10 protein-coding genes are annotated in these 18332 nt (G+C 57.9%); 6 read left to right on the top strand and 4 right to left on the bottom strand.

Annotated features, from left to right (window positions below; genetic code table 11):
• The first annotated feature begins 27 nt into the window (after positions 1 to 27).
• Genes AC221Y_RS01545 through AC221Y_RS01520 form a run of 6 tightly spaced genes read left to right on the top strand, consistent with a single transcriptional unit; the run spans position 28 to position 11122 of the window.
• Positions 28 to 2418 carry a glycogen/starch/alpha-glucan phosphorylase gene (locus tag AC221Y_RS01545; RefSeq protein WP_299750668.1) on the top strand — a complete coding sequence of 797 codons (2391 nt, stop codon included), beginning with the start codon at positions 28 to 30 and terminating at the stop codon, positions 2416 to 2418.
• Between the two features lie 40 nt (positions 2419 to 2458).
• Positions 2459 to 4669, top strand: coding sequence for a 1,4-alpha-glucan branching protein GlgB (gene glgB / locus AC221Y_RS01540; RefSeq protein ID WP_486706682.1), 2211 nt, complete (start codon positions 2459 to 2461; stop codon positions 4667 to 4669).
• Between the two features lie 37 nt (positions 4670 to 4706).
• Positions 4707 to 5975, top strand: a complete 1269-nt coding sequence (gene glgC, locus AC221Y_RS01535; RefSeq protein ID WP_299750663.1) for a glucose-1-phosphate adenylyltransferase — start codon at positions 4707 to 4709, stop codon at positions 5973 to 5975.
• Positions 5972 to 7399 carry a glycogen synthase GlgA gene (gene glgA / locus AC221Y_RS01530; protein WP_299750660.1) on the top strand — a complete coding sequence of 476 codons (1428 nt, stop codon included), beginning with the start codon at positions 5972 to 5974 and terminating at the stop codon, positions 7397 to 7399. Before glgC ends, glgA begins: the two co-directional genes overlap by 4 nt.
• A complete protein-coding gene (glgX, locus tag AC221Y_RS01525) occupies positions 7396 to 9474 on the top strand; it encodes a glycogen debranching protein GlgX (protein WP_299750657.1) in 2079 nt (692 codons plus the stop codon). Before glgA ends, glgX begins: the two co-directional genes overlap by 4 nt.
• Positions 9475 to 9490: 16 nt before the next feature.
• Positions 9491 to 11122, top strand: a complete 1632-nt coding sequence (locus AC221Y_RS01520) for an alpha-D-glucose phosphate-specific phosphoglucomutase (RefSeq protein WP_299750654.1) — start codon at positions 9491 to 9493, stop codon at positions 11120 to 11122.
• An 85-nt stretch (positions 11123 to 11207) separates the two neighbouring features.
• Here the strand turns inward: AC221Y_RS01520 and rlmH are convergent, their stop codons facing one another.
• The 4 genes from rlmH to AC221Y_RS01500 all read right to left on the bottom strand — a co-directional run bounded on the left by rlmH (position 11208) and on the right by AC221Y_RS01500 (position 18314).
• Complete coding sequence (rlmH, locus tag AC221Y_RS01515) at positions 11208 to 11675, bottom strand: 23S rRNA (pseudouridine(1915)-N(3))-methyltransferase RlmH (RefSeq protein ID WP_299750651.1); 468 nt, start codon at positions 11673 to 11675, stop codon at positions 11208 to 11210.
• 11 nt (positions 11676 to 11686) lie between these two features.
• Positions 11687 to 12058 carry a ribosome silencing factor gene (rsfS, locus tag AC221Y_RS01510; protein ID WP_299750648.1) on the bottom strand — a complete coding sequence of 124 codons (372 nt, stop codon included), beginning with the start codon at positions 12056 to 12058 and terminating at the stop codon, positions 11687 to 11689.
• A gap of 158 nt (positions 12059 to 12216) precedes the next feature.
• Positions 12217 to 16518: a translocation/assembly module TamB domain-containing protein gene (locus AC221Y_RS01505; RefSeq protein ID WP_486706681.1), complete on the bottom strand. Its 4302-nt coding sequence runs from the start codon at positions 16516 to 16518 to the stop codon at positions 12217 to 12219.
• On the bottom strand, positions 16518 to 18314 hold the full coding sequence (locus tag AC221Y_RS01500) for an autotransporter assembly complex protein TamA (RefSeq protein ID WP_486706680.1): 1797 nt from the start codon (positions 18312 to 18314) through the stop codon (positions 16518 to 16520). Before AC221Y_RS01500 ends, AC221Y_RS01505 begins: the two co-directional genes overlap by 1 nt.
• Positions 18315 to 18332 lie beyond the last annotated feature (18 nt).

Below are 18332 nucleotides of genomic sequence, written 5' to 3'. Positions count from 1 at the left end.
TGAAATGTTGGTTTTGGGAGCGGTGCGATGAGTGATCAGACCTTAAGGGATGCGATCCTGTCGCACCTGAAATACAGTCTTGGCAAAGATGCCGACCACGCCACGATTTACGACTGGCGTGTGGCGCTTTCGCTCGCAACGCGGGACAAGATTGTCGATCCTTGGTTTGAATCCACACGGGCCACATATCGCGCAGGCGCGAAACGGGTCTACTATTTATCAATGGAGTTCTTGATCGGGCGTCTTTTGGAAGACGCGATGGTCAACACGGGCATTCTGGACGAAGCCAAAGCGGCGTTCGACAGCCTGGGATTGCCCTTCGATCAGATCATCCACGACGAGCCAGATGCGGCCCTTGGCAACGGTGGCCTCGGGCGGCTTGCTGCGTGTTTTCTGGAAAGTCTGTCGACGCTTGGTATCCCGGCCTACGGATACGGGATCCGCTATGAGCACGGCTTGTTTCGGCAGCGGTTCAATCATGGCCGCCAGATCGAGGAGCCTGAAGATTGGCTGACGCAAGAGCATGTGTGGGAGTTTGAACGCCCGGAAGCATCGTTTGAAATTGGATTTGCGGGCGAGATATTTGAGAACGGCGGGCGAACTGTTTGGCGGCCAGATGAGTCGGTTGTGGCGCGGGCGTTTGATACACCGGTCATTGGCTGGAAAGGCCAATGGGCGAACACCCTGCGGCTTTGGGAGGCAATGCCCACATCAGTCTTGGATCTTGGCCGGTTTAATCGCGGCGACTATGCCGGGGCGGCGGAAACAGAAGCCTTGGCGCGGACGATCAGCCGGGTTTTGTATCCCGATGACACCACGGATGAAGGCAAAGCGCTGCGTCTGAAGCAGGAATACTTTTTCACGGCGGCCTCACTGCGCGACCTCCTGCGGCGGTTTGAAAGCGAGCATTCTGATCTGCGCGATCTGCCAAAGAAGGTCGCTATTCAGATGAATGACACGCATCCGGCAATAGCAGGCCCCGAACTTGTGAGGCTTTTGCACGACGAGCGCGGAATGCCGTTTGCGGAGGCAATGATGGTTGCGCGCGGCTGTCTGAATTACACGAACCACACGCTTTTGCCCGAGGCGTTGGAACGGTGGTCGGAAGGCTTGATGGGGCATCTGTTGCCGCGCCACATGCGGTTGATCGAAATGATCAACGAGTCGCACGCGCAGCAATATCCCGGCGTGACCATTATTGAGCACGGACAAGTCAAGATGGGCGAGTTGAGCTTTGTTATGGCGTCGAAAGTGAACGGCGTTTCGGCGCTTCACACGAGCCTGATGAAAGAGACTGTGTTTAAGGACCTGAACGATCTGCATCCCGAGCGGATCGTGAACCAAACCAATGGTGTGACGCCGCGCCGCTGGTTGAAGACCTGTAATCCGCAGCTGGCGAATGTAATCACCGACGTGATTGGTGACGGCTGGATTGGCGACGCTGAAAAGCTGGGCGACCTTGAACCTCACATTGGAGAATCCGGTTTTCTTGAGCGGTATACGAAGGCGAAACGTGCGAACAAGGAAACGTTATCGAACTGGATCGGCACTGAACTTGGCGTGAAAGTTGATCCAAGCGGGATGTTTGATGTGCAGATCAAACGCATCCACGAGTATAAACGCCAGCATTTGAACATTCTTGAGACGATCGCGCTTTGGCAGGAGATGCGGGACAATCCGAGTGCAGACTGGACACCGCGCGTCGTGATTTTTGGCGGCAAGGCGGCACCTGGATATCATTTTGCGAAAGACATCATTTATCTGATCAATTCCGTGGCGCTGGCCGTGAACGATGATCCGGTTACATCGAAATGGCTGAAAATCATCTATCCGCCGAACTATAACGTGACGTTGGCCGAGCGTTTGATCCCGGCGGCTGACCTTTCCGAGCAGATCTCGACAGCTGGCAAAGAGGCTTCGGGCACGGGCAATATGAAATTTGCTTTGAACGGCGCGATGACGATCGGCACGCTGGACGGGGCAAATGTGGAAATCCGCGAACATGTTGGTGCGGACAACTTCTTTTTGTTTGGAATGACCGCGCAGGAAGTTTTGGCGCGTCGGGAAGTCGAGGGCCATGCAGGCAAGGCGATCAGTGCGGATCCAAAGCTTGCCCGCGCGCTTGATGCGTTGCGCAATGGCACTTTCGCGGATGGAGATCACGACCGGTTCCGCGGCATTGCGGACAATGTGTCTGGACCCGACTATTTTCTCGTTGCCTCAGATTTCACCGACTATTGGCGGGCGTCCCGCGAGGCGGATACGGCGTTCCGCGACCCGGCCCGCTGGGCGCGAATGACGGCGCTGAACACGGCGCGATCCGGTTGGTTCTCGTCAGATCGCACAATTCGTGGTTATGCTTCAGAGATCTGGGACGCTGTGCCGTCAAAGCCGCTTCGAAGGATCGCCGCTGCATAGGCGCTCGATTTCTCGGAGCCTTAAACCACTGGGGGGATCTATGCCGTCGAAATCGACTGATCTTAAGACCGCGATTTCACACGAGGATGCGCGACGGATTGTCGTTGGACAGCATGACGACCCCTTTGCCGTTCTTGGACCTCACACCGTGGACGGTGCGCGTTTTGTGAATGCGTTTGACCCTGGCGCAGCGCGTATTTTTGCGGTTGTTTCGGGGAAGAAGCACGCGCTGGGGGCTGTTCGAGACGCGCCGGGCGTGTTTTCCGGCGAAGTGCCAGGAACGGAACCCTACCTTCTGTGCGGCGAGGACGATGCTGGCGGCAGTTGGGAGATGGAGGACGCGTTCCGGTTCGGTCCCGTTATGGGCGAGATGGACGAGTACCTTCTGGCCGAGGGTACGCATGAGCGGATTTGGAAAGTTCTTGGCGCGCATGTGATCGAGCACGAAGGCGCGCTTGGCACGCATTTTGCAGTCTGGGCCCCCAACGCGCGGCGGGTTTCGGTTGTTGGGGATTTCAATGCCTGGGACGGTCGCCGGCATCCGATGCGGCGGCGCGGTGCAACGGGTGTTTGGGAAACGTTTGTGCCCGGTGCCGGGGATGGCACGGTCTATAAGTTTGAGATCCTTGGAATAGACGGGACGACAATGCCTTTGAAGGCCGATCCTGTTGGATTTGGCAGTCAGCACGCACCGGAAAACGCCAGCGTTGTGCGCGACATTTCCGGCTTTGGCTGGGATGACGCGCAGTGGATGTCGCAGCGGGGTGCGCGAAACGCGCGAACAGCGCCAATCAGTATCTACGAAGTACATTTGGGATCGTGGCGGCGGAAGGTCGAGAACGACAACCGCATGCTCAGTTACCGCGAGTTGACGACGGAACTGGTCGACTACGTTGCCGATATGGGGTTCACACATATCGAGTTGTTGCCGATCAGCGAGTTTCCGTTTGATGGGTCCTGGGGCTATCAACCGGTGGGTATGTTTGCGCCGACCATCCGGTTTGGTCCGCCGCATGAATTCCGCGATCTGATTGAGGCGGCGCATCAAAAAGGCGTCGGTGTAGTGCTCGACTGGGTGCCGGGGCATTTCCCTACGGACGCCCACGGGCTTGGCCGGTTCGACGGGACAGCTTTGTACGAGCACGCCGACCCGCGCGAAGGGTTCCATCAGGATTGGAACACTTACATCTACAATTATGGGCGTCGTGAGGTGTCTAATTACCTCATATCGAACGCTTTGTATTGGCTTGAAGAATACCACATTGACGGTCTGCGTGTGGATGCGGTCGCCTCGATGCTATATCGCGACTATTCGCGGAAAGACGGGGAATGGGTGCCAAATAAGGACGGTGGTCGCGAGAATTACGAGACGATCGATATGCTTCAGCGGATGAACGTAACGGTCTATGGCAAGGTTGATGGCATCATGACCGCGGCCGAGGAATCCACCAGTTTTCCGGGGGTTTCGCGCCCTGTTGACGACGGCGGGCTTGGGTTCGGCTACAAGTGGAACATGGGCTGGATGAATGACACGCTGGAGTACATGAAAAAGGATCCGATCCATCGCAAACACCATCATCACCAGATGACTTTCGGGCTACACTATGCGTTTTCGGAGAATTTCATCCTTCCGATCAGCCATGATGAAGTGGTGCACGGCAAGGGGTCCATGCTGACCAAAATGCCGGGTAACGAGTGGGAAAAATTTGCGAACCTTCGGGCCTATTACGGGTTCATGTGGGGCCATCCGGGCAAAAAGCTTTTGTTTATGGGACAAGAGTTTGCGCAAAGAACTGAGTGGAACCATAACATTTCGCTTGATTGGGCGTGCCTTGATGATGAGCGCCACGCAGGCATGCAGCGGTTGGTGCGTGATCTGAATACACTCTACCGCGCGGAGCCTGCGCTTCACGTAAAGGATTGCGAGCCGGACGGATTTCAGTGGATCGAGTCCACCGACGCCGAGGCCAGCACATACGCCTGGATCCGGCGCGGGGGCGAGGATGACACCCCAGTGGTGATTATTTCTAACTTTACGCCTGTGGAACGCAGTGGATGGCAATGCGGTTTGCCGCATGAGGGCCGCTGGCGCGAGGCGTTGAATACGGATGCCAGCACTTACGGCGGAGGAGATCGCGGGAACATGGGAGAGGTGATTGCGCAAGGCGCCGGTTGGCATGGCCAGCCTGCATCCGCGCGCGTGACCCTGCCACCCCTTAGTACGGTCATTTTGACCTTTGAGGGAAGTTGAACGTTAACAATACGATAAGAAGAATGGGGAGGACCATATGACACCGAACGTAAATGGACGTCTATCGGCGAAATCGATGGCTTTTGTGCTTGCGGGAGGGCGCGGATCACGGCTGAGAGAGCTAACCGATAACCGTGTGAAGCCGGCAGTTTTCTTTGGTGGCAAGGTTCGAATTATTGACTTTGCACTCTCGAATGCGCTGAATTCTGGCATTAGAAAAATGTCGGTTGCCACGCAGTATAAAGCGCACAGTTTGATCCGACATTGTCAGCGCGGCTGGAATTTCTTCCGGGCCGAGCGAAACGAGTATCTCGATATATTGCCGGCATCCCAGAGGGTCGAAGAGAACAAGTGGTACGTCGGGACCGCCGATGCGGTGACGCAGAACATCGACATCGTGGACAGCTATGGCATTGAATATATTCTGATTTTGGCTGGCGACCATATCTATAAGATGGATTACGAAATCATGCTGCGCCAGCATGTGGACACCAATGCAGACGTGACGGTCGGCTGCCTGACCGTGCCGCGTGAAGAAGCCAGCGCCTTTGGCGTGATGCATGTTGATAAAACAGACCAAATCACGGAATTCCTTGAAAAGCCGGCTGATCCACCGGCCATTCCGGGTGATCCAAAGCACGCATTGGCGTCCATGGGGATCTATGTGTTCAAGTGGTCGTTCTTGCGCGAGCTGCTGTTGGAGGATGCTTCAGATCCCAATTCGAGCCACGATTTCGGCGGTGATATCATCCCGGAGATTGTGAAAAACGGGAAGGCACAGGCCCACCGGTTTTCGACGTCCTGTGTGCGTCAGGGGCCGAAAGCTCCGGCCTATTGGCGTGACGTGGGAACGGTGGATGCGTTCTGGAGGGCCAATATTGACCTGACCGATTTTGCGCCGGATTTGGATTTATGGGATAAGAACTGGCCGATCTGGACGTATTCGGAAAGTGTGCCGCCCGCGAAGTTTATCCACGATCAGGACGAGCGGCGCGGTTCGGCGGTTTCGTCGCTGGTGTCGGGAGGCTGTATCGTTTCGGGTACCGAGATCAAAAAGTCGCTGCTGTTCACGCAGGTGCATACCAACAGTTATGCCTCACTCGATCAGGTGGTGGCCTTGCCTTACGTGAACGTTGCGCGCTCGGCGCGCCTTCGCAATTGTGTGATTGATCGTGGTGTTCACATTCCGGAGGGCCTTGTCGTGGGCGAAGATCCGGTCGAGGACGAGAACTGGTTCCGGGTCACCGAAGGGGGTGTCACGCTTATTACGCAGTCGATGCTTGATGTGAGGGCTGCCAAGAAATGACTCGTATTCTGTCCGTTACATCGGAGTGTGTCCCGCTGGTGAAAACCGGCGGGCTCGCCGATGTGGCGGGTGCTTTGCCGGCGGCATTAAAGCCACTTGGACACGAGATGCGGACGCTTTTGCCTGGGTATCCGACTGTCATGAAGGCGTTGAAGAAAACAAGGACGGTGCTGACAGAGGACGATCTTTTTGGCGGTCCGGCGCGGGTGTTGGAAGCAAGGGTTGCAGGACTGTCTTTGTATGTTCTGGACGCCGCGCATCTCTTTAAGCGCGAGGGCTCGCCCTACCTTGATGTGGATGGAAACGACTTTCCGGATAATCCCGAACGGTTTGCGGCGCTGTCGTGGATGGCGATGCGGATTGCCCAGGATGGCGCGGGTGGTTGGACGCCCCAGCTGGTGCATGCGCATGACTGGCAAGGTGCGTTGGCGCCTTATTACTTGAAGACGAACGGTGTTGATGTCCCGTCTGTTTTGACAATCCACAACATAGCGTTTCATGGGCTGGCTCCGGCTAATCGGCTTGCAGGCCTACGACTTGATCCGTCAGATTTTACCGAGGACGGCTTTGAATTCTGGGGGCAGATTGGTGCGCTGAAAGCGGGGCTGCAATTTGCAACGGCGCTGACAACTGTCAGTCCTACCTATGCGCGTGAGTTGACCACGCCTGAATTTGGGATGGGTCTTGATGGGGTGTTGCGCGCCCGTTCCGGTGATTTGACGGGCATTTTGAACGGCATTGATCTTGAGGTTTGGGATCCAAAAACTGACCCGAATATCGCAACTTACAAAACGGCTCGTGGAAAAGGCAGGGCCAAGGCGCGGCTTCGCAAGGAGTTTGGCCTGCCTGATGCTGATGGACCGCTGGCGGTTGTTGTGTCGCGATTGAGCCACCAAAAGGGACTAGATCTGCTGCTTGAAGCTTTGCCGGCATTTATTGATCGCGGCGGGCAATTGGCGCTTTTGGGATCAGGTGACAAGGAGTTGGAAGCTGCTTTCGTGAAGACAGCGGCGGCGCAAGCGAACGTTGCTGTGCGGATCGGTTACGACGAGGCTTTGAGCCATCGGATGATGGCGGGAGCGGATGCGATATTGGTGCCTTCGCGGTTCGAGCCCTGTGGTTTGACGCAGCTTTATGGGTTGCGCTACGGGGCGATCCCAGTGGTCGCGGCGACAGGCGGATTGGTGGACACGGTTATTCATGCAAGCCCGATGGCGATGCGATCTGGTGTGGCAACTGGCTTGCAGGTTTCGCCTTTGACGGCGCATGCGCTTGCCGCAACGATGGTGCAGTTGGTAGATTTATTCCAAGACGTCGACGCATGGGCGATGCTGCAGTCAAACGCGATGCGTCAAAGCGTTGGCTGGGAGGCCTCGGCCGCTGAATATGCGGGCCTTTATGATCGTCTGACGGACAGCGCATGAACCACGCTATGGGTCCCGGAAAAAGCGCGCCGCTTGGCGCGACGCTGACCGAAGGTGGGGTGAACTTTGCTGTTTTTTCAGACCACGCAAGGCAGATCTATGTCTGTCTTTTTGACGCTGAGGGGCGCGAGACGCAGATTGCCCTTCCAGAACGCGAAGGCGGTATTTTTCACGGGCATATTGATGGGCTGAAGGCGGGGCAACTCTATGGGCTTAGAGCCCAGGGGCCGTACCGGCCGGATAAGGGACATCGATTTAATATCAATAAGTTACTGGTTGATCCCTATGCCCGGAAGCTGACCGGTCATCCGACCTGGGACGATCGGATTTTTGGATATAACCGCGCGGCGGAGGCGCTTGATCTTAGCTTTGATCCCCGCGACAGCGCGTCGAAAATGCCGCGATGTGTCGTGACCGAGACCTTTGATTTCCCGCCCCCACAACGTCCGGGGACGGCTGTTGCAGATACTGTGATTTACGAAGGGCACGTGCGTGGCCTCACGCAGATGCATCCGGGTATTCAGGCGAAAGGCACGTTCGACGGGCTGGCCGAACCGGCAATGCTGGACCACCTCACGAAACTTGGGGTCACGGCCGTTGAGCTGTTGCCCGTGCATGCATTCCTCAGCGAGCAATTCCTCGTTGAGAAGGGGTTGACCAATTACTGGGGCTATCAGTCGTTTGGATTTTTCGCGCCCGATCCGAAGTATCTTGGACCAAGTGATGTCGCCGGATTTCGCGCGATGGTCGACCGGTTCCACGAAGCGGGGATCGAGGTGCTTTTGGATGTTGTTTACAATCACACGCCGGAAGGCGACGAGATGGGCCCGACGATCTCGTTCCGGGGATTGGACAACGCAAGCTACTACATGCTTGCCGATGATCGGCGCCACTATGTGAACCACGCCGGCACCGGAAACACAGTGAATGTAGATCACCCGATGGTCTTGCGGATGGTCATGGACAGCTTGCGCTATTGGGTCGGTGTGATGGGCGTTGATGGTTTCCGCTTCGATCTGGCGAGCGTTCTGGGCCGGACGCAGGGCGGATTTGACCGCGGCTCGGGCTTTTTTGATGCGATCCGGCAGGACCCTTCAATGAAAGGGATCAAGCTGATTGCGGAACCTTGGGACATCGGTCCGGGTGGATACCAACTTGGGGCTTTTCCGCCGCCGTTCCTTGAGTGGAATGACAAGTATCGCGATGGCGTTCGTCGGTTCTGGCGGAGCGATCCGGGCCGGGTTGCCGATCTGGGTGCGCGGCTAACGGGTTCGGCGACGCAGTTTGACCACTCGCGGCGCAATGCAACGGCTTCGGTGAATTTCCTGACCGCGCATGATGGGATGACGCTGGACGATCTGGTGAGCTATTCGACAAAGCACAACGCGGCGAATGGGGAAGGGGGCAAAGACGGCCATTCTCAAGATTACTCGGCGAACCTGGGTGTCGAAGGGCCGAGCAATGATGCGGATATCCTTGAGGCCCGCGCGCGGCGTAAACGCGCAATGATGGCGACTTTGCTGATGTCGCAAGGCACACCGATGATCCTGGCGGGCGACGAGCTTGGACATTCGCAAGGTGGCAACAACAACGCATATGCCCAAGACAACGAGACGGCCTGGATTGACTGGTCTGACATTGATGCCGATTTTCTGGCGTTTACGCGTCGTCTGATCGCGTTCCGAAAGGCGCATCCCGTGCTGCGCCAAAAGCTGTTTCTGCATTCGCGGGAGCGGATGATCGATGGGGTGGAAGATCTGTTTTGGTGGCGGGAAGACGGCGAGGCGATGGGGACGACCGACTGGCACGACCCTGCCCGCAAGGTATTGGCTGTCGAAATGCGAACTGCGGCGGGCACGCCTGCCTATGCCGCGTCGGAATATGCTGTCTTAACAGTTTTTAACGCTGGACCAGCGGTCGTTTTCCAGCTGCCTCCGGCACCGGAAGGGCAGCTTTGGCGGCACGAGGTTGATAGCGCTAGTCCCGGGCTTGTTCCGGTGGAAATTATGGATGAAAGCATTGAAATTGAAGAGCAAAGTGTATCGGCTTTGGTGCTGGTAAGTGCCGAAGCCTGAGAGAGAGGACGTCGAGATGGAAATGATCACAGTTCAGACGCAACCGATCGAGGGCCAGAAGCCGGGCACCTCGGGCCTCCGTAAGAAGACAAAGGTTTTCATGGGCGCGCATTACCTGGAGAATTTCGTGCAAGCGATCTGGCAGGGTATTGATGGTGCCGTTGGTAAGTCCTTCGTTCTGGGGGGGGATGGTCGCTATTTCAATGAACAGGCTGCTCAGGTGATATTGCGCATGGCAGCGGCAAGCGGAGCGACCAAAGTGATTGTTGGGCAGAATGCGCTTTTGTCAACGCCCGCTGCTTCTCACCTGATCCGCAAACGCAAGACCGATGGTGGGATCATCATGTCGGCAAGTCACAATCCCGGCGGGATCGATGAGGATTTCGGCGTCAAGTTCAATATGGCGAATGGGGGGCCAGCCCCCGAAGATGTCACAAACCGCATGTTCGAGGCGACCAAAACGCTGACGTCTTATGACATTCTTCAAGCGCAGGACGTGGACTTGTCGACAGTCGGGTCCTCTAAGCTTGGTGGCATGGAGGTCGAGGTTGTGGATCCGGTTGTCGACTATGCCGAGTTGATGGAGACCTTGTTTGATTTTGGCAAAATCAGGCATCTGTTTGCGGGCGGGTTCACAATGAAATTTGATGCCATGCATGCCGTCACCGGTCCTTATGCCACCGAGATATTGGAACGCCATCTGGGCGCACCCGTTGGAACTGTCTTGAACGGCGACCCAAAGCCGGATTTCGGTGGCGGGCATCCAGACCCAAATCCCATTTGGGCGAAGCCTTTGGTGGATTTGGTAATGGGGCCAGACGCGCCGGATTTTGCAGCCGCGTCGGACGGGGATGGCGATCGCAATATGATTCTTGGACGGGGCGTTTATGTGACGCCCTCTGACAGCCTCGCTGTTTTGGCAGCACGGGCGCATCTTGCACCGGGGTATGCGGCAGGACTTGCCGGTGTCGCGCGATCAATGCCCACGTCGCGTGCCGTGGACCGTGTCGCAGATGCGAAGGGTATTGCGTGCTTTGAGACACCGACAGGGTGGAAGTTTTTCGGCAACTTGCTGGATGCGGGCCGCGTTACGCTGTGCGGCGAAGAAAGTGCGGGCACTGGCAGCGACCACGTGCGTGAAAAAGACGGGCTTTGGGCGGTGCTGCTTTGGCTCAATATCTTGGCGGAGACGGGCCTGTCGGTGAAGGATCTTTTGAGTGATCACTGGGCGACGTATGGGCGAAATTACTACTCGCGCCATGATTATGAAGCAGTGGACGCAAATCGCGCTGAAGCCATGATGGAGGCGCTTCGTGCCAAGTTGGTTGATCTGCCAGGCCAAACCTTTGGCGCCGGCATGGTCGAAAGCGCGGATGAGTTTGCCTACGACGATCCAGTCGATAACTCGCGTTCGGAAGGCCAGGGCATTCGCATTGTCTTCGCCGGCGGGAGCCGGATTGTGTTCCGCCTTTCTGGAACCGGTACGGTTGGGGCGACGCTTCGCGTTTATCTTGAAGCCTACGAAAGCGATCCAACCAAGCTGCAGATGGAAGCTGAGACTGCCCTGTCAGACATCATTGCTACCGCAGATAAGATCGCAGGGATCCGCGCCTCGACCGGGCGGGACGCGCCTGATGTTAAGACTTGAATTGTCGGCAGGGTTTTCGCGAATTTTATGGTGACTAAGGGGCGGTGCCCTGGTCGGTTTTTACACCGAGCAACCGGGTGTCCGCTCAGCTGCGATGGTAGGGATTGCCTGCAAGGATTGATGCTGCGCGGTAGAGTTGTTCGGCCAGCATTACCCGGACAAGCATATGCGGCCAGACCATTTTGCCGAAACTGAGACTGATGTTGGCACGGGCGCGCAAATTTGGGTCTATCCCGTCGGCACCGCCGATCATGAACACAGGCTCTGCGGCCCCCTGATCGCGCCAGGTGCCAAGCAGTTTTGCAAAATCTGGGGAAGACATCACCTTGCCGCGTTCGTCCAATGCGCAAACGGGAGCAGAGAGGCCGATGGCTTTTTCAAGCAGATGTGCTTCCGCCGCCATGCCGCCCTTTTTTGCCTCAACCTCGTGCAGTGAAACGGGTCCGAGCCCGAGGTTGCGGCCGGTTTTGTCGAACCGCGCCATATAGTCCCGGACAAGGTCAGCTTCGGGGCCAGCACGTAGCCGGCCCACCGCCGCTATTTTCAGTTTCATCCCAGCCCGCTTTAGGCTGGCATAGAACCGGGTCCGCCGGGCGTCAGCCACATTTTCTCAAGCTGATAGAACTCGCGGACTTCCGGACGAAACACATGGACGATAACGTCGCCGACATCGACGAGAACCCAGTCGCCGGTTTCCTTGCCCTCGATTTTGGACAAGCGGCCGTGGTTCTGCTTCAGCGAGTCGACCAGATGGTTGGCGATTGCTGACACCTGTCGTGAGGAACGACCGGATGCGACAACCATATAGTCTGCCATCTCGGATTTGCCGTGCAGGTCGATTTTGACGATGTCTTCCGCCTTGTCGTCTTCCAGCGATGTGATAATTTCGTCGAGCAAAGCCTTGCTCGTCAGTGGGGCGGTGTTCGCGGTCGTCATGCGACCGCTTCCGCTTGCGGCCGGTTCACGGACCGCATCGTGGACGTGTGACAGGACATTGTCCTCCTTGAGAAGCACCAAAGCTTGGGCTGAAAGCATGCCCATACGTCAAACATAACACTGCGGAAAGCCATTTCCAAGAATGATGACAAAAACAGTTAGTAGTCGCGCTCGAAGAACACGCCGACGCTGGTATCTCCGTCTGTTGCGGTGGACCCTTTTAGGGTGAGGGAATTGCTGAGATCGAGGTTCAGGTTCAGTTCGGTTTCTCCCGTCGCGTTGACGGTTACGTCCGTATAGATGTTTTCTCCAAGATAGGCGCCTGCGCGGACCGAAGCGTTGCCATCTGCGTCACTGGTGACATCGAAATCAGCCAAACCAAGGCCTTTGCGGACGTTGGATATGATCCCCTCGCCGCCCTGGCCGGCGAGCCTGCGCACCGCAAGCGCAAGACGCCCGGCCTGAATGGGCGACAGGCTTTGCAGTTCGCGACCGAACAAAAGCCGCGCGAGGACCTCTTCTTGTGGCAGGTCCGGCTCCGACGTGAAGGTGATCTCGGGATTGTTGGCAGGTCCGGCGACGATGACCGCGACACTGACGTCTTCGGCATCGGTCGTCGCTCGAATGCGCAGAACAGGAATGAAAGAGCCCTGAATTGTTACGGTTGCCTCCTCGAGCGCCAGTCTCTGCCCAAGAATATCAAGCCGTCCGCGGATCAGATTGAACGCCCCCTGTGGGATAACGTTTGCGGTTGTGCCCGTAATTTGCAGACTTCCGCCAAATTCGCTGTCGAGACCCCGGCCGCGAACGAAAATACGGTTTGGTGCAGCGATGTTGATGTTCAGCGGGAAGACCGGGCCGGCTCCGGCGCGGGCATCGGCGTCGCGCTCAAGCATCCCTGCACGATCACGCGTTTTGCGGACCGGTGGCGGTTCGTTGATGTGGATAATCTCTGGAATTGCGCCAGCTCCGCCGAAGCCTGAGGATGGGATGCGGACGTTTGTTTCGCCAAGGCCGAGATTTCCGGCGATACGCGCACCTCCGGCGAGTGGGCCATCAATAGTGATGGTGCCGCTGATTTCAGTCTCGTAAAGCTGCGGATCGCTCAGGACGACTTCGATCAGACGGATGTCGAGATCGGCGTCGCGCTGCCCAGTGAGTGATATCTGGCCTTCGACACCCAGGCGCCCACCTGTCGAGACATTGGTTGCCGCGGAGATCGTGGCACGGGCGTTTGCGAGTGTCAGGTTCAGATTGGTGTCGTCCAAAGTGATCCCGATGGTCGGTGCGACAAGTCGGGCATTGGCGCTTGTGATGCGACCCGAAAGGCTTTCAAGGGCTGGTGCGCCATCAATACGGAGATTGAAAGCGACGTCGCCCGAGAGTGAGCGGGGCTCGAGGAAGCGATTAAGCAGGCCAAGAGGCGCGCCGCCGCTGACGCTGAGTGCAAGGTTCGACGCATCGCTGGCGACACTTCCGGCGATCGTGGCCCGCGCGCCACCGGGGCCTGTGGCGTCAAGATCAAGTTCAAGGCGTTGTTGGTCGGCTTGTGTGACTGTGCCGGTGACGCTTGCGGCCCCAGCGAAGCCGGGGACGAAGGGAGCCACATTGGCCAGACGGGCGTCGATCTCGATAGCGCTTCCGACTGGACCGAGCGCGCCTTGGGCGGTTGCCGAAACGAGGTTGCTTGAAAAGCGCGCCGTTTCGATGCTGATCGCGTCTCCGTCGCGCGCGGCTTTGATGTCGGCGGACAAAGCCCCGGCCAAGGCGGTGTCAAGTTCCCCGATACCGGTCGTCACGTTGTTACCGCTTGCGGTGGCGGTGATGTCGAAGCTTGACAAATCGGCGGTGGCCCGGCCCGAGGCGTCGACCGTGAGGGATCCGGTTAATCGTCGTTGCGCAAGGTCAGAAAAGATTGAAAGATCGGAAAGAGCGGTGTTAACTGCTCCCTCAATCGCGGGGGCCGGGCCGGTTGGATCAATCACGACCCCGTTGGATGCAAGACTGATCGCGGGGCCATCCGTCTTGACGTCGAACCGCCAATTGTCACCTTCGCGGACCGTTTCAGTTTCAAACGTAAGGGGACCTGACGGAGCACCCGCCAAGACCGTCGAAATATCTGTAAGGCGGCCCGAGACCTCAAGTGCGCCGGACGTGCTTGATAGGATGCCATCCGCCAAAAGGCTTGCGGCGGGACCGTCTATTGTCGATTGCCGCAGCGTGAAGACCTGATCGGCCATTGCGACATCGATCACAAGTGCGAGGTCGCCCGAGAGCAAAGCATCGGCCTGCTCGTGACCAATTTTCAAGTCAGAGGCTGTGCCATCAAGGTTCAGGGTCGCTCGGCTAAGGTCGGCCACGATCTCGGTTGTGAAGGCTGTGTCGATAGAGCCAGAAAGCGGTCGGCCCGCCAATTCGGAAAAATCGTCAAGGTCGTCTGCGGCCAAGCGGCCGTTTGCGGCAATAACTGGTCTGTCAAAAATGTCGACCGCCGTACCGGTTGCGGTCAGGATTGTACGCTCAAAGCCGCTGTCGAGGGTCCATTCCCACCGTCCGTCGACTTCATTTGCATCGGCCGCGACGCGCACTGGTCCCGTAACTTGCGGCACGATCAAGGACGCGTCGGAGAGACGGGCGTCCAGCTCGATCTGTGAGGCCCCAGAGCGCAATGTGGCGCGGCCGGTGATTTCGGCGTTGGGGGAATTTAGCCGCTCGATATTAAGGAAGGTGCCGTTCGTATTTCGACGTGCGCTGATGGAAAGATCGACTTCGCCTTCCAAAATACCATCGGCCTGCGGCTGGCTGACTACGAGGTCTCGCGTCGCGCCTTCGGCGGCGATATCAAAGAACCCGGCGAGCGGCTCAGCTTCAAAATTGACCGTAAGTTCGGCGGCGCCACCTAAAGCGCGTTGAGCAATGCCTGAAAACGCGGACAAACGCGTCGCGCTGGCAACCGCTTTGCCAGTAATCTGGGGCCCGTTGTCATTGAAGGCCACGTCGGCGTTGCCGGTAAGGCCGTAGCTTTCGCCTTTGATCGCAAAGTCGCTCAGGTGCAGAGCCTCGCCGTTCGTCCAGTCGATATCAAGCTGGCCGGTGACGCGTTCGCCGAGGGCCTGCTCGGCTTCGGGGTTGCCAAGATCAAGCGCGGTCGCAGCAAAGCGCAATTGTGCCGTGACCGTTTGTGGCGTTGTGGCGTCAATCTGACCACTGCCGTCTAGGGACACGGATTGTGCCGAAAACCCAGGGCGGTTCAGTCCCGCGATCTCGAAACGTCCGGTCCACAGATCGTCTTGTGCGGCATCGAAGGACACGTCCAGATCAACGCGATCGACGCGGGTTTCAGGGCCGGACAGCGGCAAAAGCACGGCGCCACCCGCCGGATTGCTAATTTGTCCGGTCACAGCAATTTCCCGGGGGAGGCCACCAGGTGCAAGCGAAATCCGACCGTCGAGAGCGAGGCTCTCGGCGGATAGGGAAAGGTCGCTGATATCGGTTCGGCCATCTGCAAATGTTGTGACGTTGGCAACCAGTGCCGTATCGCGGCCAAAGAACGGCTGATAGGCGGTGTTGAAAAGCGGCGCGATATCACCGCGGATGTCAGCCCGAATGATCCGCGTGGCGTCGGTGCCATCTGTCGGAGCTACGGTGATGATCCGGCCTGTCAGGCGGTCTTCGCCGTCGGTTGCAAGCTGGATGTCTGCGGCGTAATCCGAAAGCGGCGCTTCGCCTTGAATTGAAAAGGCCAGTGGCGGTCTGTCCGGCAAATTTATGAGATTGGCGACGATCCCGTCTGCGGCTTCGGTCAGCGACAGATCAAGCGCGAGGTTCTCGGTCTCGTTGCTGTAACTTGCATCAAGGGTTAACTGGCCGTCTCCGTTCAGGCGGGATACGTCAAGTTGTGCTGACCCCTCCCCACCTTCCAGGCGGAAACCGCCCTGAAGAGAGGCGATGGTCTCGACGCCGAACACGGGTGCACCAATTTCGAGCCGTCCCGCGCTTAGGCCTTCGATTGACACGGAAACGGGCAGTTCCGGGAGCCGAAAACCTGAGGCTTCGGGCGCGGGGGGCGCAGCTTCGGGCGCAACGGGAAGCCGCGGCAGGGAGATATTTTCAGCGGACAGCTCGGCAACCTCGATGCGGCCCCGCAAAAGCGCGCCGCGGTTCCAGTCAAGCACCACATTGGAAAGCGAAAGCCAGACGCCATCTGTGTCTGAGATCGTGAAGGTTTTGATCGTGGCGCGGCCGCCAAGCACGCCTGAAAATCCAGAAATTTCAACGTCGCGGCCATCTCCGGAAAGGTTATCTTCGATCAGACGTTCCAGAAAGCCGCCAGGGTCTTCGGTTGCGTCTTCTGCTTGTGATCCACCAAACAGGCGGTCAAACAGGCCTGGCCTTTCCTGCGCCGAGACAGAGGCCGCAAGCAGTATCAGAGCCATCGCGGAGGTAATCGTTTTTCGCATCAGAATGCCTGCCCGATGCCGACGTAGATATAGAAATCGGACGCATCCGCGGCGCCGCTGACAGGGGTTGCAAGATCAAGGCGTATCGGGCCGATCCCGGTATTGTACCGCAAGCCAAGGCCCGCTCCGGAGTGGCTATCGCCGCCACCGTCGACAAAGCTTTCGGCTGCGACAAATCCCCAGTCGTAAAATCCCACGACCGTTATGGTTTCGCTAAAGCGCATGCGCGCCTCGGCGGAAATTCCCACAAAGCTGCGCCCCCCCGTGCGATCTCCTCCCACATCAACGGCAAGCGATTGATAGTCTTGCCCCCGCACGGTTCCTCCACCGCCCGAGTAGAACCGGTAAAACGGTGGGCTTTCGGTCAGGGATGGCCCGATCAACGAGCCGAATTGAAGTCTGAGGGCTGCGGTCACTGGGACAGTATCGCCAAAGGTGCGGAAACCACGCGTGTCCAGCTTCAGATGCGCGCCACTTTCCGTGCTTCCAAGGCCGTAATACGGGATCGCGTCGGCTTTGATGAAGATGCCTTTTGTAGGGTCGAGCGCGTCGTCGCGACGGTCCAACGTCAGGCCAAGTGGCAGATTGATCAGAGAGTATGTTTCGTTACCAAAGTCGTCGTCGACTTCGGAATAGAGATACCCCACGCCGAATGTGACCACGAGTTCATCCGTGGCATAACGGGTAAAACCAAGCGTGGATTCACCGGTTTTGGATCTGAAATCGGGTTCATTAAGTTGCTCGAAGCCCAGCTCGGCAAAAAGATCGACGTCGGCGCGCGGGGTCGCGGGGCGTTCGTAGCGCAAGTCAACTCCGTAATCAACGCCGCCTGTTTCGCCGCCAATCCCGGCGATTTCACTGTCGACGCGGAAACGTTCCGCACCGCCAAGGAAGTTGCGATGAAGCCAGAAACCGGTCAGTCGCATGCCGTCGATCGTGCTGTATTCTGCCCCAAAACCAAAGCGCCGCGGGGTTTGTTCGGCGACCTCAATCGTCAGGGGAAGCGTGCCGTCCGCTGTGGCGGTATCGCCTTCTGTAATGACAACCGAGCGGAAGCTACCTGTCCGGCGAAGGCGCCGCTCGGCGCGGATGATTTCGGCAGGGTCAAATCGCTCTCCGGCCTCAAGGCCTGCAATTGAATTGATGCGCCGCGTGCGCACGTCAGTATTGCCGACGATTCCAATGTCGCCGAAAGCAAGCACCGGGCCGGGTTCAACGCTGATATTTGCGGCGATGCGGTTTTCGTCGTGGCGCGCTATGATCTGTTGCTGACCGATGTCGGCCAGCGCATTCCCATTGTCACGCCACCCGGCAATGGCGGACCGCGCCGCATCGCGGATAGCACCTGTGCCAGCGACTGCGCCGCGGCGGAAGTCTTCGGAGATTTCCGTTTGCGACGTAAGCGGGCCGACATTGGCTTCGGAGAACCGATAAATCGGCCCCACGTTTATCCTGAGCGCGATGGCGTCGATTTGATCCGGCGCATTCAGCGGTGGGATATTGGCGGCTTCGCGACCGTCAATAATAATCGAGATCACGCCGCCGAAATGGCCGGCGTCATAGAGCACGGCAAGCAGCCGTTCGTAGTCCGCGCGGGCGGCTGCGAGCAATTCCTGGGTGTCGGTTGTGCCGTCGCGTTCGGCCTGCAGGATCAGCGAGGCAGCGATCAAGTCATCGCGGAGATCTTCGGTTGACGGAGAGAAAACAGCGCTAATGTCGGTTTCCGCGACCGCTATGCTTGTCGACGCCAAAAGGCCCGCGACCGCAAACGTTTTTATCCGGCCCCAAAATCGCACACCAACCCCCAAGCACTT

This window comes from Boseongicola sp. (assembly GCF_057460485.1).
The sequence above is the reverse complement of the archived record's forward strand: the minus strand, read 5'-3'. Positions and strand labels throughout refer to the sequence as shown.